At 64.1% G+C, this 17,596-nt stretch carries 17 protein-coding genes; 12 read left to right on the forward strand and 5 right to left on the reverse strand.

Annotation, left to right across the window (positions count from 1 at the left end; translation table 11 throughout):
* Positions 1-83 precede the first annotated feature (83 nt).
* Positions 84-1,109, forward strand: coding sequence for a phosphotransferase (locus EV688_RS01110; RefSeq protein ID WP_117316505.1), 1,026 nt, complete (start codon positions 84-86; stop codon positions 1,107-1,109).
* A gap of 10 nt (positions 1,110-1,119) precedes the next feature.
* Positions 1,120-1,884 (forward strand): crotonase/enoyl-CoA hydratase family protein, encoded by a 765-nt coding sequence (locus tag EV688_RS01115; RefSeq protein ID WP_117316507.1) that lies wholly within the window; start codon positions 1,120-1,122, stop codon positions 1,882-1,884.
* A 43-nt stretch (positions 1,885-1,927) separates the two neighbouring features.
* Here EV688_RS01115 and EV688_RS01120 read toward each other — a convergent pair whose 3' ends face one another.
* Entirely contained in the window at positions 1,928-3,613 is a 1,686-nt protein-coding gene (locus EV688_RS01120; RefSeq protein ID WP_117316508.1) for a DUF3336 domain-containing protein, read from the reverse strand.
* A 118-nt stretch (positions 3,614-3,731) separates the two neighbouring features.
* Positions 3,732-5,294 (reverse strand): acyl-CoA synthetase, encoded by a 1,563-nt coding sequence (locus EV688_RS01125; RefSeq protein WP_117316510.1) that lies wholly within the window; start codon positions 5,292-5,294, stop codon positions 3,732-3,734.
* A gap of 77 nt (positions 5,295-5,371) precedes the next feature.
* On the opposite strand from EV688_RS01125, the gene EV688_RS01130 reads away from it, so the two are divergent.
* Genes EV688_RS01130 through EV688_RS01165 form a run of 8 tightly spaced genes read left to right on the forward strand, consistent with a single transcriptional unit; the run spans position 5,372 to position 12,862 of the window.
* Complete coding sequence (locus EV688_RS01130; protein ID WP_117316512.1) at positions 5,372-6,157, forward strand: putative hydro-lyase; 786 nt, start codon at positions 5,372-5,374, stop codon at positions 6,155-6,157.
* Between the two features lie 16 nt (positions 6,158-6,173).
* The gene (locus EV688_RS01135; RefSeq protein WP_117316514.1) at positions 6,174-6,914 is read left to right on the forward strand and encodes a 5-oxoprolinase subunit PxpA; all 741 of its coding nucleotides are present in this window, start codon (positions 6,174-6,176) and stop codon (positions 6,912-6,914) included.
* Entirely contained in the window at positions 6,911-7,585 is a 675-nt protein-coding gene (gene pxpB, locus EV688_RS01140) for a 5-oxoprolinase subunit PxpB (RefSeq protein ID WP_117316516.1), read from the forward strand. Before EV688_RS01135 ends, pxpB begins: the two co-directional genes overlap by 4 nt.
* Before the next feature lie 5 nt (positions 7,586-7,590).
* Positions 7,591-8,523, forward strand: coding sequence for a 5-oxoprolinase subunit C family protein (locus EV688_RS01145; protein ID WP_240624317.1), 933 nt, complete (start codon positions 7,591-7,593; stop codon positions 8,521-8,523).
* A complete protein-coding gene (locus tag EV688_RS01150; RefSeq protein WP_117316520.1) occupies positions 8,520-9,356 on the forward strand; it encodes a glutamate cyclase domain-containing protein in 837 nt (278 codons plus the stop codon). The genes EV688_RS01145 and EV688_RS01150 overlap by 4 nt, the downstream gene beginning before the upstream one ends.
* Positions 9,357-9,381: 25 nt before the next feature.
* A complete protein-coding gene (locus tag EV688_RS01155) occupies positions 9,382-10,239 on the forward strand; it encodes a D-amino acid aminotransferase (protein WP_117316522.1) in 858 nt (285 codons plus the stop codon).
* Positions 10,239-11,321, forward strand: coding sequence for an alanine racemase (gene alr, locus EV688_RS01160; protein WP_117316524.1), 1,083 nt, complete (start codon positions 10,239-10,241; stop codon positions 11,319-11,321). Before EV688_RS01155 ends, alr begins: the two co-directional genes overlap by 1 nt.
* Positions 11,318-12,862 carry a Ppx/GppA phosphatase family protein gene (locus EV688_RS01165; RefSeq protein WP_117316526.1) on the forward strand — a complete coding sequence of 515 codons (1,545 nt, stop codon included), beginning with the start codon at positions 11,318-11,320 and terminating at the stop codon, positions 12,860-12,862. Before alr ends, EV688_RS01165 begins: the two co-directional genes overlap by 4 nt.
* Here EV688_RS01165 and EV688_RS01170 read toward each other — a convergent pair.
* The 3 genes from EV688_RS01170 to EV688_RS01180 are packed head-to-tail and all read right to left on the reverse strand — an operon-like array spanning position 12,840 to position 15,880.
* Positions 12,840-13,619, reverse strand: a complete 780-nt coding sequence (locus EV688_RS01170) for a general secretion pathway protein GspB (protein WP_117316529.1) — start codon at positions 13,617-13,619, stop codon at positions 12,840-12,842. The genes EV688_RS01165 and EV688_RS01170 overlap by 23 nt on opposite strands.
* Positions 13,620-13,630: 11 nt before the next feature.
* Complete coding sequence (locus tag EV688_RS01175) at positions 13,631-15,292, reverse strand: ExeA family protein (protein ID WP_117316531.1); 1,662 nt, start codon at positions 15,290-15,292, stop codon at positions 13,631-13,633.
* Positions 15,293-15,328: 36 nt separating this feature from the next.
* Positions 15,329-15,880 carry a PadR family transcriptional regulator gene (locus EV688_RS01180; protein ID WP_117316533.1) on the reverse strand — a complete coding sequence of 184 codons (552 nt, stop codon included), beginning with the start codon at positions 15,878-15,880 and terminating at the stop codon, positions 15,329-15,331.
* A gap of 129 nt (positions 15,881-16,009) precedes the next feature.
* On the opposite strand from EV688_RS01180, the gene EV688_RS01185 reads away from it, so the two are divergent.
* Positions 16,010-16,975, forward strand: coding sequence for an NAD(P)H-dependent flavin oxidoreductase (locus EV688_RS01185; protein ID WP_117316535.1), 966 nt, complete (start codon positions 16,010-16,012; stop codon positions 16,973-16,975).
* 46 nt (positions 16,976-17,021) lie between these two features.
* Entirely contained in the window at positions 17,022-17,591 is a 570-nt protein-coding gene (msrA, locus tag EV688_RS01190; protein WP_117316537.1) for a peptide-methionine (S)-S-oxide reductase MsrA, read from the forward strand.
* Positions 17,592-17,596: the final 5 nt, after the last annotated feature.

The raw sequence follows: 17,596 nt of genomic DNA on the forward strand, positions 1-17,596 counted from the left end.
TGCGCCCGCCGGTCATTGTTCGCGGTCGATGTCGCGAACACACTGCGTGGTATCCTCCTGCCAACACCCCGACGGAGAAGCGGATGAGCGCCCAGACCCTCGATACCGAACGCCTGCAGCCCTATCTGGAGCAGAACCTGTCCGGATTCAGCGGCACACTGACAGCAGAGAAATTTGCCGGCGGACAATCCAACCCCACCTTTCGGCTGTCCGCGGGTGGTCGACAATACGTGCTCCGGCGCAAACCCCCCGGTGAGCTGCTTGCGTCCGCGCATGCCGTTGATCGTGAATTCCGGGTCATCAGCGCCCTCGGGGAAACCGATGTCCCGGTGCCGCGCGCCTACCTGCTGTGCGAGGACGAAAGCATCATCGGCTCGATGTTCTACATCATGGAATACCTCGACGGACGCGTATTCTGGGATCCGACACTGCCGGAGATCACGGACAATGCCGAGCGCGCGGCGATGTACGACGAAATGAATCGTGTGCTGGCCGCGCTGCATAGCGTCGACGTGGACGCCGTCGGCCTGTCCGACTTCGGACGACCCGGCAACTACTACGCGCGGCAGATCTCGCGCTGGACAAAGCAGTACCGGGCCTCCGAGACCGAGCACAGCGACGCAATGGAAGCGCTGATCGCGTGGCTGCCCGAGAACATGCCGGCGGATGATGGCGCCGTGAGCCTGGTCCATGGCGATTATCGGCTCGACAACGTCATGTTTCATCCCAGCGAGCCGCGAATTATTGCAGTGCTGGACTGGGAGCTATCGACACTGGGTCACCCGCTTGCCGATCTCGCCTACCAGGTCATGGCCTGGCAGCTGCCGGGGGATGCCGGACTGCGCGGTCTGCAGGGCGTCAATCGCCCGTCCCTCGGTCTGCCCGACGACAGCGAGTACATTGATGCCTACTGCCGGCGCACCGGTCGCGAGGGCATCGATCACTGGAATTTTTACCTGGTGTTCTGTTTTTTCCGCCTGGCGGCCATCCTCCAGGGTGTCAAGAAGCGCGCCCTGATGGGCAACGCCTCCAGTCCGGAGGCCGAGGCCAAGGGCGCCCTGGTAGAACCCCTCGCACGCTTTGGCGTCGACCTGATCCATCAACGTTAAGGAAACCCACATGACCGATGAAGTACTGACCGCCGTTGCAGACGGCATTCTGACCATCACGCTCAACCGTCCCGCCGCAAAGAACGCCGCCAATCGCGCACTCGCCGAGGGGGTGTCGGCGGCGATTGACCAGCTGGAAGCAGACGACAGCCTGCGTGTCGCCATACTTACCGGGGCCGGCGGCACCTTCTGCTCCGGCATGGATCTCAAGGCCTTCGTGACCGGGGAATTGCCCGTTGTCGAGGGACGGGGCTTCGCCGGCATGGTGGAATACCTGGCAAAAAAGCCGATTATCGCCGCGGTTGAGGGCTATGCCCTGGCCGGCGGTTTCGAGCTTGCCATCAGCTGTGACCTGATTGTTGCGGCGGAGGATGCGAAGTTCGGCATTCCCGAAGTCAAACGCGGCCTGGCCGCCGCGGCCGGGGGACTGGTGCGACTGCCGAAACAGATTCCGCCGCGTATTGCCATGGAGATGGCGCTCACGGGCGAGTTCATCAGCGCGCAGCGCGCCTACGAGCTGGGTCTGATCAATCGCGTGGTGTCGCCGGGCAGCGCGCTCGAGCAGGCCACGGCGCTGGCAGAGGCGATCGCCGCCAACGGGCCGCTGGCGGTGGCCGCATCAAAAAAGGTGGTGGCCCTGGCGGAGGACTGGACAAGGGACAACATGTTCGCGAAGCAGAACGCCATCACGCAGCCGGTCTTCACCAGCGAGGACGCCATAGAGGGAGCGACGGCTTTCGCCGAAAAACGCGCCCCGAACTGGAAGGGGCGCTAGCCCTGAATCCCTGGGGCCACGGGCACTCGGAGCCGCGCGTAAACTAGGCGGCCTCGTCTTTATCCGCGCTGCGTTCGCCGCGATCCGCTGATGACCGCGGCGTTTTCTTCCGCGGCACACTGGCACTGCCGGCGGAGCGCTTGCGGGCGCGGGCCTTCGCCGTGCTGCCGTCCGGGTTCCGCGCCAGCCGCTGCGAACCGGTTTCACGCATCGCCTCGCGATCGGACCGCGTCGGCGGCGGTCGGCGCCGCGACGATCTCGGGCGGTGGTAGCGATCCCCCTCGGGGCGCAGATCGCCATACTCAAAGCGGTGCAGGATCTCTTCCATGGTGCGGGAAATCCGCGTGCACAGGCGAATGGACTCGACGTGCGGAAAGGCCGAAAACTCGCCACCGCGCATCAGATCGACCAGTTCCTTTTCCGTCAAGTGTGACAGAATCTTCGCCGGGTTATACCAGCGGAAACTGGGCACGATGTTGATATCACCACTGTAGTCCTGGTCCATCAATGCGTGCACGCCGTTGAGCAGCAGATTGAATCGCGGCCAGTTATCCCCCTGCCGCTGCGCCACACCGCGGTAGAAGTTGAGCATTTCGCGCCCCATGCCCACACCAAGCGAGCCGAGCGCCGCGCCGACGCGACTGCGCGGCTTGCCACCCCTCAGGAAGGGCGTGGCGATGGGATTGACCATGCTCACGATGTAGTGATTCGTGCTGTAAAGGCGCGACAGGCGCTTGGCGGGCAGATCATCGGCAATGGAACCATCGACCCATTTGCGCGTTGGCAGGTAGGGCTGCGCCTCGCCGTGTACGTTCTTCGCCATCAACATGACCGGCGGGAACACCCCGGGTACCGCACAGGACGCCATCACCGCGGAGCGGATGTAGACATTGGGCGAGGTAATGGCATTCAGCAGCCGTGACCGCTGGTGCGGTTCAGCAGGTGCCACGGTGATGCTGATCTGGCGACCGGTTTTCTCGTACGCCTCCTGGAAAGTCATATCGGGCATGAGTCGGGCAATGATCTTGACCAGGTCGCCGACATCAATCTGCGGACTGCGACCGAGAAACATGCGGGAAAAGACGCTGGCCTCGCGCTCGGCTTCAAAGTGCACGTTCGCGGGATCAAAGAACTTTTTCAGCTCCCTGTCCGTGTGCGTCCCGAGAACCCCCGCTACCAGCGACCCTGCACTCGCACCGGAAATCACCCGGGGCAGCAATCCCTGGCTAAGCAGAGTCTTCACCACACCGAGGTGGTAGAAACCGAGAACGCCACCCCCGCTGAGCATCAGCGCGGAACGTCCGAAGCAGATATTGGCGCGATAGAAAAAATCCATCTTGTCCTGCACGTCGATCTTGCTGTTGTCGAGATCGGCGATGAATCGCAGGGAGTCGTCTATCTCTTCAATATACTGCTCTATCAGGTGTTTGGTGCCGAACTTCGCGCGCTGGTACAGCGTGCTGCGGCCCATACCGCCCATGTTGCCGTGGATGCCCTCATTCAGGTTGAAAAGCAGGCCCTGGTAGTCCTGACGCGATCGAAGGCTGCGCAGCCGGTCGAGGCGCAGGCGTATCTGACCGTAATCGTACTGTCGGGTCTGATCCACTTCGCGCCAGCGCTTGGCGCCACTGAGCTCGTCATGCTTGAGGGCAAGCTCGCGCCAGCTGTCATAGGTCTCGCACTTCGCCATCTGACGTTCGAGCTGCGCAAGTTTGCGGGACTGGACCATTCTCTACCTCAACACTTTCCATCGGGTGGACAGCGCCTAGTGTAAGCGAATCCTGACGCCCATGGGTAATCGCGGATTTCCCTGCCAGCCGCCGCCGGAGCGGCCCGGCGGTGCCCGCTCAGCGATCTTCCTCCGAGCTTTCGCCGGAACGGGTCGCGCCGCGATATTCCTCGACCAGGTGTCGCTTGTAGAGCTTGCCGTTGTCCATGCGCGGCAGCTGCGGATGAAAATCCAGCGAGCGCGGCAGCTTGACATGGGACAGGCGCTCGCGCAGCCACTCCATCAGCTCGATGGCCACCTCGTCCGTCGCATCCACCCAGTTCTGCGGCTGAACCACCGCCTTGACCTCTTCGCCGAACTCGTCGTGCGGCAGTCCGAATACCGCCACGTCCGCCACCTTGCCGTGGGTGATGAGCAGATTCTCGATTTCCTGCGGATAGATATTCACGCCGCCGCTGATGATCATGAAATTCCGGCGATCCGTGAGATAGAGAAAGCCGTCGTCGTCGAGATATCCGACATCCCCGGTGGTCGCCCAACCGCGCTCGTTGAAGGCGTCGGCGGTTTTCTCCGGCTCGCCATGATAGCGGAACGATGCCTGCTCTCCCGAGAAATACACGGTGCCGATCTCGCCACTGGGCAACTCCCTGCCCTCGTCATCGACGATATGTACCTGTCCCACCAGCGCCGGCCCCACCGAGCCCTTGTGCGTGAGCCAGCTTTTCGAGTCGATGATGGTGGCGCCGATACCCTCGCTGGCGGCGTAATACTCGACGATCACCGGCCCCCACCACTCGATCATCTGCTCCTTGATTTCCACCGGACACGGAGCCGCCGCATGGATGGCAAACTGCATGCTCGATACATCGTACTTTTCACGCACCTCCGCCGGCAGCTTGAGCATGCGAATGAACATGATTGGCACCCACTGACTGTGGGTGGCGCGATGTTCCTCGATCAGCCGCAGCGCCTCTTCGGCATCGAATTGCTCCATCACCACGGTGGTTCCACCCTGGTACAGGGTCATCATGTTGTAGTGCAGCGGCGCGGCGTGATAGAGCGGCGCCGGCGAGAGATACACGGTCTCATCACTGAAGCCGAAGGCAAGGCCCAGCGATCCGGCAAGCGGATGCGGTGCATTGACATCATCGCTGTGGGGGGCAATGAACACGCCCTTGGGTTTTCCCGTCGTCCCGGAGGAATACAGCATGGGCACGCCGTTGGCCTGGTCATGGATGGGTGTCTCGGGCTGGCGGTCGACCGCCTCCTCCCAGGCCTCGAAGCCGTCCACGACGCCATCCACCATCAGGAAGTGGGCCACGCCCGGGGCGCGCTCGTGCATGGGCGCGGCTGTCTCTGCCAGCGAATGCGAGGCAACGAACAGCCTGGCACCGCAATTTTCCAGTATGTAGGCGGTTTCCTCCTGCTGCAGATGCGTGCTGATCGGCGTGAATATAAGTCCTGCCCGCTGCGCCGCCCAGCAGATCTCGAGAAACTGCCGACAGTTGTCCAGCATCATGGCAATGTGGTCGCCACTGACCAGACCCAGCGACCGGAACAGCTGCGCACCCTGGTTCGAGCGCTCATCCAGCTCCCGGTAGGTAACAATCTCGCCGGAGCCACCCATGATGATGGCGGGCTTGTGCGGATAGGTCTCTGCGGTGATGCTCGGATGCGGCATGGGGCTCCCTCGTGCGTTGACGGCCTTATCAGCGTTACTATAGGGCCTGTAACACGCCCCGTATAGCTGGAGAGTGCATGCCCGACACCCACAGTCCCCACGCCATCCGCGCCCGGATCCGCAACGGCGAGCACTCCGGCAATACGTCCGGTCTCGCACCGGGCTTTGTCCAGTGCAACCTGGTGATACTGCCGCAGGCGCATGCGCACGATTTTCTGCGTTTCTGCCAGGCAAATCCGCGACCCTGTCCGTTGATCGCGATGAATCCGTCGCCCGGTGACCCGACACTGCCCGCACTGGGAGATATCGATATCCGGCGCGACGTGCCGCGCTATCGTGTGTTCGAGAGCGGCAGGGCCGGTGACGACACCGCCGATATCCAATCGCTGTGGCGTGAGGACCTGGTGGTGTTTGCGCTGGGCTGCTCATTTTCCTTCGAGGAAGCGCTGCTGGCCGACGGCCTGGACGTGCGCAACGTCAGCGAGGGGGTGAATGTTCCCATGTATCGCACAAATACCCCCTGCACCCCGGCCGGCCCCTTTTCCGGCAACATGGTGGTCAGCATGCGCCCCTTCCTGGCCGCAGATGCCATCCGCGCCATACAGATCTGCACCCGCTTCCCCTCGGTGCACGGCGCCCCGGTCCACCTGGGGGACCCGTCAGCCATTGGCATTGGCGATCTTTCCAGACCCGATTTCGGCGATTCGGTCAGCGTTAAACAGAGAGAAATGCCGGTGTTCTGGGCCTGTGGCGTGACGCCGCAGGTCGCCCTGGAAAACGCGCGCCTGCCCTTTGCCATCACCCACAGCCCCGGCTGCATGCTTGTCACCGATATGCGCAACAGCCAGCTGGCGATTCTTTGACATCAGGAACGACGACATGCTTTTGAACTGTGATTTGGGCGAGAGCTTCGGTAGCTGGTGTATGGGCATGGACGCCGATGTCATGCCGCACATTGATCTGGCCAACGTCGCCTGCGGCTTCCACGCCGGCGACCCGATCGTCATGAGCCAGACCATCGCCCTCGCCCGTGAGCACGGCGTGCGACTCGGCGCGCATCCGGCCTATCCCGATCTGGTGGGCTTTGGCCGGCGCTCAATGCGGATGTCCGCGGAGGAACTGCGCAGCAGCCTTCTCTACCAGATCGCAGCGCTCGACGGCATGGCGGCCAGCGCTGGCACAGCCATCGGCTACGTCAAGCCCCATGGTGCACTGTACAACGACATGATGGCCGACAGCGCCATTCGCGAGACGGTCATGGCGGCTGTCGCCAGTTTCCACAGGCCGCTCAAGCTGATGCTGCTGGCCACTTCGGAACAGGCACACCACCGGGAAGCCGCCGCCGCACACGGCCTTGAGCTGTTGTTCGAGGCGTTTGCAGACCGCTGCTATGACGACACCGGTCACCTTCTGTCGCGCCGCGTACCCGGTGCCGTGCATGGTCGGGAGCGCATGCTGCAACAGGTGGCAGACCTGCTGGAGAACGGCTGCGTGACAACCGACACCGGCAAACGCCTGTCACTGTCGGCTGACACACTCTGCGTGCATGGCGACAACCTGGAAGGGGTTGCCGCCATCCGCGAAATTCGCGCGCTGGTAGACCGGCGGGCCGCCTCGTGAAAATCCACGCGGCGGGCGAAAATGCGCTGATCGTTTACCTCGGCGATGCCCCCGGCAGAGAGGTTGCGGCGAGGGTCAGGGCACTCGTGTCCGCCCTGCCGACGGCACTGGGCGAGCTTCTGGTCGACATGATTCCCTCCTATGCGTCCCTGCTCGTGGTCTACGACGCCCTGGCCACCGACCACATGCAGGTGCGCCGCTGCATCGAGAGCGTGGCATTAGGGGCTGACAATGACGAGAGCAGCGGACGCTGCGTAACGCTCCCCGTCTACTACAGCGAGGAGAGTGGCGCCGACCTGAGCGCGGTTGCCGCCCGTGCCGGGCTGTCGGTCAGCGACGTTATCGAGCTGCATTGCGCGACCGAGTATCGCGTTTACGCCATTGGCTTCGCGCCGGGGTTTGCCTACCTCGGCGAACTGGATGAGCGCCTGAAGACCCCCCGCCTGAAGACACCGCGACAGCGCGTGCCCCGCGGTGCCGTGGCCATTGCCGACAGGCAGACAGCCGTGTACCCGGCGGTGTCACCGGGCGGCTGGAACCTCATCGGCAGCTGTCCGACGCGCATGTTCGATCCCGGGCGCGACCCGAGCATGCCCGTCGCGGTGGGCGATCGCGTGCGCTTTGAGTCCGTCAGTCGCGAGGAATTCCTCCGCGCCGGAGGCGAACTGTGAGCGGCATGGAGATCCTCTCACCGGGCATTCTCAGCCTGATTCAGGATAGCGGTCGCCGCGGCTACTATCGTCTTGGCCTCACCGACGGCGGACCCGTCGACCCCCAGGCGCACGCACTGTGTAACCGGCTGCTGCAGAACAACGCCCACGCGGCCACGGTGGAAGTAACCCTTGGTGGCCTCGAAATCGCCGCCGGCGTCGGCACCTGGATCTGCGTCACCGGCGCCCCTGTGCCGCTGACCATCAATGGCAATGAGCGACCGCGCTGGCAGGTCCTGCGGGTCGCCGCGGGCGACCGCATTGCCCTGGGCCATGCCGAATCCGGCTGCCGTGCCTACCTCGGGGTCGCCGACGGCTTCCGGATTGCGCCGGTATTTGGCAGCTGCGCAACGGTGGTGCGCGAGGGCCTCGGCGGACTCGACGGCAACCGCCTGAAGGCGGGCGATCTGCTGCCCTGCACCGCGGTCGCGGAACGCGCCCCGCTGCGGCTGCCGCCCGGCCAGGAGCCGCGCTACCCGCGCGGCGTGACGCTGCGGGTCATTCCCGGTTACCAGGAAGCGCACTTTCCGCGCCTGCAGCAGCGTCGATTCTTCGCCTGCCCATTCAGCGTCAGCCAGCGCGCCGATCGCATGGGCTACCGGCTGGAGGGGCCCACCATTGGCTGCGACATCGAGGGCATTCTCTCGGAAGGCATCTGCCAGGGCGCGATCCAGGTCCCGGCAGACGGGCAGCCCATCGTCCTGTTAAATGACCGTCAGACCATTGGCGGCTACCCGAAAATCGGCTCTGCGCTGTCTCTGGACTGCGCGCAACTGGCGCAGCAGACGCCCGGTGCGCCGGTGTATTTCACTCCGATAAGCCAGCACGATGCGCACAACGCCCTGCACCTCGCACAGGTCTTTGATGCCAACCGCCGACTTGAGGAATACCGGTTATGACCAGCAATGCGCTCGACACCGCGGTCGAGGCGCTGCTGGTAGCGCGCGACCTGCGCGGCATGGCACGGGTACGCGCTGCCCTGAACCCGGGCTACGTCAGGCGCGCGGCGCAGCAGCTATACCACAGCCGGCGGGTGATGATCGGGACGGGATTTCCGGTTGCCGGCACCTTCGAAACCGATGGTCCGGTGGGCGCCATAGCGCTGTATCGCAGCCTGGAGGCACTGGGAGGCCAGTGCTGGCTGGTCTGCGCCGAACCACTGTGTCGCGAGCTGGCAGATGATTTTCGCGTCCTGCCGCTTCTGGCGCTTACCGAGGCGGCGGCCCGCGAGGAAGCCACAAGGCGCCTCGCCCAGACTACCCCCGACGCCATTGTCTCCATAGAGCGCCCTGGACGTGCCGCCGATGGCGCCTACTACAACATGCGTGGCGAGGATATCAGCGCCGCCTGCGGCATTTTCGATCCCTACCTGGAACAGGCCGACTGCCCCACCATCGCCATCGGCGACGGCGGTAACGAGATTGGCATGGGCAATGTCGCCGACATCATTGGCCAGCTGGATATCACCGGCTCGTCCACAACCTGCGACGAACTCCTGGTCGCGGACGTGTCCAACTGGGGCGCCTATGGCATCATAGCCTACCTGGGGTTCTGGTCCGGACGCGACCTGCTCGGCGATATCCGGCCGCGGGAGATTCTCGCCTATCTGTCGAGTCGCGGCAGCGTTGACGGCGTCAGCCGCGAAAACACGTTGACGGAAGATGGCCTGGACGCCGCCGAGGGCGAGTCGGTCATCGCGCAGCTCCAGGGGCTGATCGCAGAGCTGGCATGACCGCACAGATTGAGGCACAGACACGATGACATCCGTATACCTTAACGGCGACTTTCTGCCGATGAGCGAAGCCCGCATCTCGCCGATGGACCGGGGCTTTCTGTTCGGCGACGGCATCTATGAGGTGATCCCCTCCTACAGCGGTCGGCTTGTGGGCTTTGGCCCGCACATGCAGCGCATGCGCGATGGTCTTGCCGAGCTGGAGATCCGCACCAACATGGACGAGGCCGCCTGGCGGGATATCGTGGAAACCCTGGTGCAGCAGAATGGCTCGGGCAATCTCGGCGTCTATCTGCATGTCAGTCGCGGTGCGGACAGCAAGCGTCACCATGCCTACCCGACATCGGTGGACGCCACCTGCTTCGGCTTTACCTTCGAGATTCCACCGCCCCCGGTGGCTGACAAACAGCGGGTCACGCCCTACAGGGTGAGCACCGCCGAAGATCTGCGCTGGAAGCGTTGCCACATAAAATCGACGGCACTGCTCGGCAACGTGATGCATTATCAGCAGGGGCACGCTGCGGGCGCCCAGGAGACCATCCTGTACAACAGCGACGGCGAGGTGACGGAAGCCGCGGCGTGCAACGTGTTCGTCGTTCGCGGTGGTGTGGTCGCCACGCCGCCGCTGGACCACCAGAAACTGCCGGGCATCACGCGGCTCATGCTGCTGGATATCCTGCGCCGGCACAGCGACATTCCGGTCGAAGAGCGCGTGGTGACGGTTTCGGAGCTGCTGCAGGCAGATGAAGTCTGGATCACCAGCTCCAGCAAGGAGATCGCACCGGTGACGATGATTGACGGCAAGCCGGTTGGTGCCGGCGAGGTTGGCGACGTCTGGGCTGCGGCACAGGGCCTGTTCGCGGCGCACCGCTACGACTACTGATGACCCGTCCCACCCGCGCCAGGATCCATCTTGACAACCTGCGCCACAACGCCGCGATAGCCGCCGGACTGGCCCCAGCCTCCCGACTGATGGCCGTGGTTAAGGCGGATGGCTACGGCCACGGCGCTGAATCTGTGGCCGCTGCACTGGATGATCGCGTCGCTGCATTCGCCGTGGCCTCGCTGGAGGAAGCGGTGCGTCTGAGAGACCGCGGTATCCGGCGTCCCATTCTTCTGCTGGAAGGGGTGTTCGAGGCATCGGAAGTGGCCGAGGCCGCTGCTATCGGCGCCTGGATCATGCTGACCTGCGAGGAACAGCTTCGCTGGCTGCAGGAGGCAGCACTGACTCAGACGGTCACCTGCTGGCTCAAGGTAGACACCGGCATGCATCGGCTGGGTGTGACACCACAGCGCGCGCCAGCGTTTCTGCAGGCGCTGCGGGAGACCCCGAATGCCGGACCCGATACGGTCTTGTGCACGCACTTCTCACGCGCTGACGAACTCGGACAGGGCGAGACCCGGGAGCAACTCGCCTGTTTCCTCGCGCTCTGCGACGGCCACGACTGCCTGCGAAGCGCGGCCAACTCTCCCGCCGTTCTCGCCTGGCCAGAGACCCACCTGGACTGGATTCGCCCGGGGTACATGCTCTACGGTGACTCCCCCTTTAAGGAATCGCTGCCCCAGGCCGCGGCACTGAAACCCGTGATGACGCTGGAATCGAAAGTGATTGGCGTCCGCGATATCGCGGCTGGCGATGCCGTGGGTTATGGCGCCACCTGGCGGGCAGAGCGTGCGTCACGCATCGCGACGGTGACCGCGGGCTACGGCGACGGCTATCCGCGCACGGCAGGAAACGGCACGCCGGTGCTGGTCAACGGACAACGCGTGCCACTGGTGGGTCGCGTCTCCATGGACATGCTCACAGTAGATGTGACCGATGTTGCAGCGGTGCATGTCGGTGACCCGGTCACGCTGTGGGGTGAGGGACTGCCCGTGGGCGAAGTCGCCCGACATGCCAGCACCATCGGCTACGAACTGGTAACACGCATGCCGGCACGCGTGCCGCGCGAGGCCATCACATGAAAAGTCCCACACCCACAACAAACCCCTTGCCGGATGGCAGCCAGCTCGCCGCGCTGGACATCGGCAGCAATTCCTTCCATCTCATTGTTGCGCGTATCGAACACGGTGAGATGCGACCCATACAGATTCTTGCTGAAAAGGTGCAGCTGGGCGCCGGGCTGAGGGACAACCGCCTGTCTTACGACGCCATCCAGCGCGGCCTTGACTGCCTGTCGCGCTTTTCCCAGGTGCTGCAAAGCGTCGAGACCGAACGCATCCGTGTGGTCGGCACCAATGCCCTGCGTCGTGCCCGTAACCGGCGTGACTTCACTGAACCGGCAAAGCGCATACTGGGCTGCCCGGTGGACGTGATCTACGGCCGCGAGGAGGCTCGCCTGGTCTATCTTGGCGTCGCCCACTCCCTCGCCGATGACGCCGCAGCGCGACTGGTAGTCGATATCGGCGGTGGCAGCACGGAGTTTGTGATCGGCGAAAAGTTCGAGCCCCGGCGGCTGGAGAGCCTGCAGATGGGCTGCGTGTCCTATACGGATCGCTTCTTCGCCGACGGCAAGCTGACCAAGTCCGCGTTCAAGCACGCCTACGATCGCGCCTGTGTCGAGGTTTCCCATATCCGCAAGAGCTTTCGTGCCCGCCACTGGTCTGAATGCGTAGGCTCCTCGGGAACGCTGCAGGCGATCGAAACGATCGTCAATGCCCAGGGCTGGTGTGACAGCGGGATTACCCGGAAAGCCTTGCAGCGGCTGCGCAAACAGCTGCTGCAGTTCCCGGATTTTGACAGTATCGCGCTGGAAGGACTCAGCGAGTCCCGCCGCTCCGTCATCGCGGCCGGTGTCGCCATCGCCGAAGCGCTGTTCGACGTGCTGGAAGTGGACAGCATGCGAACCTCGCGGGGGGCACTGCGCGAGGGCGTACTCTACGACCTCATGGGGCGCCTGCAGCATGAAGACGTCCGTGAGCGCTCGGTCAATGCCATGATGCAGCGCTACGCCGTGGATGATGACACGGCGACCCTGGTTGCCCGGCGGGCTTGTATGCTGTTCAAGGCGACGGCCGAAGCCTGGCAGCTCACGCAGGCGGACGGCGACCTGCTGCACCGGGCCGCCCTGACCCATGAGATCGGCATGTCCATTTCGCACAAGCATTTTCACCGCCATGGCGCCTACCTTCTGCGCAACTCGGACATGGCGGGATTCTCCCAGGGCGAGCAGGTGAACATGGCGCTTCTGGTCGCCGGCCATCGCGGCAAGGTGCGCAGAGAACTGTTCGACGATGTCGGCACGCCGGAGCGGCGGCGCCTGCAGCGCATGCTGGCCATCATCCGCCTGGCATCGCTGTTCAAATACGTGGAGCAGCTGGAGGAGCTGCCCGACTTCAGCATCGAGGCGAGCGACACAATACTCAGGCTTGGCTTTCCGGATGGCTGGCTGGCGCAGCATCCGCAGACCCTGCACGAGCTGGATCAGGAGCAGCGCCTGTTCCGCAAACTCGACCTGAGCCTTGAGATCGGCGAGCGGACCGCTACAGATTCACCCAGCTGTTGAGTGCCTTCAGGCGGAATACGGTACCGCGGTAGCTGAGAATGACAGAGTCGGGCAGGATTTCCCGCACGCTCACACCGTCGACACTCTCACCCTCCCGACGACGCTCGCGGTTGATAAAGACCGCAGACTCGCCGCTGCTGCGGTAGTCGTGCTGCGAATACATGAGCGTGGGGACGCCATCCCGGAATGCCTGCGAAAGCTCCTCAAGCATCGGTGCCGGGTGCGCTGCAAGCTCCCGGCTGTCGAGTGCCGCTTCCGCGCGCGCGACCAGGGCATCGATATCCGCTTCGGCCTGGGTCTCGGCTACGGCTTCATCATCAGCCGCCGCGTCGTCCGATGCCTCGCCTGGCAGCTCGTCCTCTTTGTCCGGCGCGGGCGATGCGCGCGCGTCGCGATACAGATCCCGCACCGCGTCACCTGCCGCATCTGCATTACTCGCCGCCGGAATTTCCGCTGACGATGGCGGCGCTGAGCGGGGCGCGGACGGCACCGGCAAGGGCACCGGGGGAGTGAGGCGGGCGGCCGCGGGAGGCGTCGCAACCGCGTTCTGCCCGCGACTGCCATCGACGGCATCCGGCCGACTGAGAAGCAGCCAGGCGATCACGGCCAGCGCCAGACCAAGTCCCAGCAGCAGAACCGGCACCCAGGGAGAACGGGGCGCCTGCTGCTTCGCAAGACACGCGGCAGCAGCAAGGCGGGCGTCGTCGGCGTCCCGCTCCTGCCGCGAGCGCTCAAGAGCATCCAGAATGAACGACACAGGTGACTCCCTCAGTTGATGGACCGGGCCAGTGGCCAGGCACCGCGCTCCCGCAGGGCATCCATGCGCGCATGAAGCGCCTCGCCCCCCGGAACCTGCCCCGCCATTCGGTTCAGTTGCCGCAGCGTCTGCTCGCCAACCAGTCCGTCGTCGTTCAGCCCATGCCGGCGCTGGAACAGCCTGACCCGCTGCTCCAGCTGCGGCGAGTAGCGATCCGTGGTCAGGGGCTGCGCCTGGCCGTCGAGCACCGCAAACAGCTCCGCTACCGAAGCCACGGCGGCGCCCGCGTCGCCCGGACCGAGCACCCCCTCGAATGCCGGCGGCGCCTGCCAGAGATAGCGATAACCGCCGCGCCACAGGGGAGCCAGCGCCGCCAGATCGACCTTCTCGACACCGTTCACCGTCGCCAGCAGCGCGACATCATGTTCCAGGGCAATGACAAGCGCCGCGCGGGCCTGACGCTCCCTGGATACCAGATCCAGAACCAGCGGGTGACCCAGCGCCTGCAGCTCCTGCCAGGTGTCTGCACCCGCGCTGACGCAGCGAAGGCTTCCACTGTTGCCGTCTCGGCAGGGTGCCGCCGGCATCGCTGCATCGGTGTACAGCGACCAGAGTGCCGACAGCGCGTGCTGGCGATCGTGCAGCACGGTGTCAGACTGCGCCTCGGACGCCGACACCTCTTGCGACCCGGACACCGGCACCCTGGCTTCCGTCATCACTGCACCGGCTGGAGCGCGCAAATCAGCGGGCTGACCCGCCGACACCCCCCACCACCACAGCAGCGCAGCGGTCGCGGCGGCAATCGCCGGGAGGGCAATGAGCCAGCCGAGACGCCTGCCTCCTGCTGCAGGCGCCCTGCCCTCTCCGGTGACTTCATGGACCGCCGCGCGCAGCAGGCGCGGGCTGACCTGCGTTGCGCGACGACCATAGGCGCCGAGTAACAGCCGGTCACAGAGCAGGTTGATGACCCGCGGCACCCCGCGGCTATAGCGATAAATGCCGCGCACCACGGCGGGAGGAAAGGGTTCCGTTCCCGGCGCCAGTCCCGCCACCTGGAGCCTGTGTCGAATATACGCCGAGGTTTCCTCGCGACTCAGGGGTTCGAGGTTGAAGCGCGCCGTAACACGCTGGTTCAGCTGGCGCAGCTCGGGGCGACTCAGCATCGTCGCCAGCTCCGGCTGACCGATGAGGATGATGTGCAGCAGCTTCTCGCTGTCCGTCTCCAGGTTGGTCAGCAGGCGTATCTGCTCCAGCACGTCCACACCCAGATGCTGTGCCTCGTCGATCAGCAGGACTGTCTTGTGCCCCCGGGCGTGATTGTCCAGCAAAAACCGGTGCAGCCGGTCCGTGAGCATCTTCAACGTTGTCGCCCCGGAGGGATAATCGATGCCCAGCTCGTCGCAGACGCTGGCAAGCAGTTCGGTGGCGCTGAGCGCGGGATTGAGCACAACCGCAATATCCGTATTGTCCGGCAGCTGTTCCAGCAGGCAGCGGTTGATCGTCGTCTTGCCGGTACCCACCTCTCCCGTGAGCACCACAAAGGCACCGCCGGCGCCCACTCCATAGAGCAGGTGCGCGAGGGCATCGCGGTGGCGGTGGCTCATGAAAAGATAGCGCGGGTTGACCGCTATGGAAAACGGCGCCTCACGCAGGCCGAAGTACTGCAGGTACATAGATCTCGCTGGGCGGATGCTGATCGCAAACGCGCATTATGCAACAGGGGACTGCACGTCTGCGAGCAGGCGCAGCGACTCGTCACACCAGGCGAGATACTGCTCGCCGTGGCGGATGCCGGCGAGCAGTGCCAGGTAGACACCCTTGCGCCTCAGGGGCAGCGTATCCGGGTCTGCGTAGTGGCGTCGGCGAATGCGCTCGTACAGGAACAATCGTCCCATCATGTGCTCCCGGCGCGCCTCCAGCTCCGCACGCAGATGCGGCAGATTGTTGTCGGACAGGTTATACAGCTTTACCAGCAGGTCGTCCTTGCTTTCGCGCACCCGGCTGGTGGCAAACACCCAGTCGTCCAGCACGTCCCTGCCCGCTGCGGTCAGCGCATAGAGTTGCTTGTCCGGCTTGCCCCGCTGCGAGACCCGGCGCTGGCAGAGCCAGCCCTTGTCGGCCAGTTTGCGCAGCTCCTGATAAATCTGCTGGTGGGATGCATGCCAGAAAAAACCCAGCGACGCATCGAAGGCCTTGGCGAGCTCGTAGCCCGACATTTCGTCTTCAATCAGCGCTGTCATGATGGCGTGTGAAAGTGCCATACGGGGCTTTCCGCGTGTTTTCTCCAGTGTGCATGATGCACCGTCGCCCTGCCTTATGCAAAACATTGCATATACGAAAGCGATACCCTAAGCTCCAGTCTCAGGACGTCAACCCTCAGGAGACTTTGCATGGCCCTACCACCCATTCTGCGCGACGGGCTGCGCCTACCCGTTGTCGGCGCACCCCTGTTCATCATCTCCAATCCGGATCTCGTCATTGCCCAGTGCAAGGCCGGCGTTGTCGGATCCTTTCCGTCGCTGAACGCGCGACCGGTGGAGGAGTTCGAGCGCTGGCTCCAGCACATCAAGGCGGAGCTGGATGCCTACAACGCCGCGAACCCTGACCAGCCGGCGGCGCCCTTTGCGGTCAACCAGATCGTCCATCGCTCCAATAATCGTCTTTACGAGGATCTGGAACTCTGCGTGAAATACCGCGTGCCGATTGTGATCACCTCGCTCGGTGCTCGCGAGGACGTCAACGAGGCCGTGCACTCCTACGGGGGAATTGTGCTGCACGACGTCATCAACAACCGCTTTGCCCACAAGGCAATCGAAAAAGGCGCGGATGGCCTGATTGCCGTCGCCGCGGGCGCCGGTGGCCATGCGGGCTCGACCTCGCCGTTCGCGCTGATACAGGAAATCCGCGCCTGGTTCGATGGCCCTCTCCTGCTGTCGGGCTCCATCGCCTCGGGCGACGCAATACTCGCAGCGCGCGCCATGGGTGCCGACCTGGCCTACATCGGATCGGCTTTCATCGCCACGCGGGAAGCCAACGCGGATGAGGCCTACAAGCAGGCCATCGTGGACTACGATTCCTCGGACATTGTCTACAGCAGCCTGTTCACCGGCGTCAGCGGCAACTACCTGAAGCCCTCCATCCGCAACGCCGGAATGGACCCGGACAATCTGCCCGAGGGTGACCCGAGCAAAATGGACTTCGGCTCCGGCGGCAATACCGACGCCAAGGCATGGAAGGATATCTGGGGCTGCGGACAGGGTATCGGGGCGGTAAAGGCCGTGGATTCCACGAGCGACGTGGTCGGCAGGCTGAGCCGGGAATACGCCGCGGCCATGCAGCGAATCCAGGCAGCCTGACACCCGCGTATAGTGTGCAGGACATTCCCGCAAGGAAACGCACACTATGCGCATATTGATAGCAACCGCCCTGCTTCTGGCAAGTGCCACCCTGCAAGCGGCCACCGCGGAATTCGCCGGTGGCTGTTTCTGGTGCATGGAGGCGGACTTCGAGAAAAAAGACGGCGTTCTGGACGTCGTGTCCGGTTTTACCGGCGGCACTCTGAAAAACCCCACCTACAGCGGCAACCACGACGGCCACTACGAAGCGGTACGCGTGACCTATGATCCTGACGAGATCAGTTACGACGAGCTGCTGCGGCATTTCTGGCGCAATATCGACCCGGTCGATAACGGGGGCCAGTTCTGTGACCGGGGATTCAGCTACCGCACGGCCATCTTTGTCGCCAACGATGCCGAACGAGAGGCGGCGCAGGCGTCACTGGAAAAAGTGGCGGCGCGCTTCCCCGACCAGAGCATCGCCACAGAGATCCTCCCCGCGAACACTTTCTGGCCGGTCGAGGAGTACCACCAGGATTACGCCGAGAAGAATCCGCTGCGCTACAAATACTACCGCTGGGGCTGCGGTCGCGACCAACGCCTCGAGGAGCTGTGGAGCGGGGATGATCCCTACTGAAGCGG

It is taken from the genome of Chromatocurvus halotolerans, assembly GCF_004340525.1.
In the GTDB taxonomy this organism is placed as follows: domain Bacteria; phylum Pseudomonadota; class Gammaproteobacteria; order Pseudomonadales; family Halieaceae; genus Chromatocurvus; species Chromatocurvus halotolerans.

What these genes read in the sequence shown, in the direction of transcription:
- EV688_RS01135 (WP_117316514.1), top strand. Translation starts at nt 6,174, where the DNA reads ATGCTTTTGAACTGTGATTTGGGCGAGAGCTTCGGTAGCTGGTGTATG.
- alr (WP_117316524.1), top strand. Translation starts at nt 10,239, where the DNA reads ATGACCCGTCCCACCCGCGCCAGGATCCATCTTGACAACCTGCGCCAC.
- EV688_RS01130 (WP_117316512.1), top strand. Translation starts at nt 5,372, where the DNA reads ATGCCCGACACCCACAGTCCCCACGCCATCCGCGCCCGGATCCGCAAC.
- EV688_RS01165 (WP_117316526.1), top strand. Translation starts at nt 11,318, where the DNA reads ATGAAAAGTCCCACACCCACAACAAACCCCTTGCCGGATGGCAGCCAG.
- EV688_RS01110 (WP_117316505.1), top strand. Translation starts at nt 84, where the DNA reads ATGAGCGCCCAGACCCTCGATACCGAACGCCTGCAGCCCTATCTGGAG.
- EV688_RS01125 (WP_117316510.1), bottom strand. Translation starts at nt 5,294, where the DNA reads ATGCCGCATCCGAGCATCACCGCAGAGACCTATCCGCACAAGCCCGCC.
- EV688_RS01115 (WP_117316507.1), top strand. Translation starts at nt 1,120, where the DNA reads ATGACCGATGAAGTACTGACCGCCGTTGCAGACGGCATTCTGACCATC.
- EV688_RS01150 (WP_117316520.1), top strand. Translation starts at nt 8,520, where the DNA reads ATGACCAGCAATGCGCTCGACACCGCGGTCGAGGCGCTGCTGGTAGCG.
- msrA (WP_117316537.1), top strand. Translation starts at nt 17,022, where the DNA reads ATGCGCATATTGATAGCAACCGCCCTGCTTCTGGCAAGTGCCACCCTG.
- EV688_RS01180 (WP_117316533.1), bottom strand. Translation starts at nt 15,880, where the DNA reads ATGGCACTTTCACACGCCATCATGACAGCGCTGATTGAAGACGAAATG.
- EV688_RS01155 (WP_117316522.1), top strand. Translation starts at nt 9,382, where the DNA reads ATGACATCCGTATACCTTAACGGCGACTTTCTGCCGATGAGCGAAGCC.
- EV688_RS01175 (WP_117316531.1), bottom strand. Translation starts at nt 15,292, where the DNA reads ATGTACCTGCAGTACTTCGGCCTGCGTGAGGCGCCGTTTTCCATAGCG.
- EV688_RS01185 (WP_117316535.1), top strand. Translation starts at nt 16,010, where the DNA reads ATGGCCCTACCACCCATTCTGCGCGACGGGCTGCGCCTACCCGTTGTC.
- EV688_RS01120 (WP_117316508.1), bottom strand. Translation starts at nt 3,613, where the DNA reads ATGGTCCAGTCCCGCAAACTTGCGCAGCTCGAACGTCAGATGGCGAAG.
- EV688_RS01145 (WP_240624317.1), top strand. Translation starts at nt 7,591, where the DNA reads ATGGAGATCCTCTCACCGGGCATTCTCAGCCTGATTCAGGATAGCGGT.